The sequence below is a fragment of the Syntrophomonas sp. UBA1041 genome (assembly GCF_002316705.1).
GTDB lineage: Bacteria > Bacillota > Syntrophomonadia > Syntrophomonadales > Syntrophomonadaceae > DTU019.
Genome location: NZ_DCEA01000028.1, coordinates 5645 through 6114 on the forward strand (window position 1 = coordinate 5645; position 470 = coordinate 6114).

Genomic DNA, 470 nt, shown 5'->3' on the forward strand with positions numbered 1-470 from the left:
GTGGATGAAAAGCACATCTTCCTAATCTATAAGGTCCTGAAGTAAAATATCTTTCCAGTAAGCCACCAGTCAACATTATGATGATACGCTATTTCCATAAAAAGATAAGGAGAAATAGCATGCGTTTTCTTCGGGCAGTTTTCAGGGTACTGCCCAGTCTGTCTAAATGAGTCCTCAGACAGCCCTCTGCACAGATGCTTCTTTTCGCATTTATCATAAGGAAAAATAAGCCGAGTAGCCGGTGCCAGTATCGGCAGAAAAACCGGACTTTTAGCAGCAGAAGCCAGTCTGCAAAACCTTTTGAATGAGCATTTCCATATAGCCAGCAGTATGAGCAACTGGAACAGCTGATGCTGGAACTGCTGCAGCAGGTGCCGAATGCAGAGAAACTAGAAATTTAAGGAGTGGGACTGATCACGGATTTTCACTAATGCTGAATTTGTATTTGCAAATGAAAGTAATCCATGAAA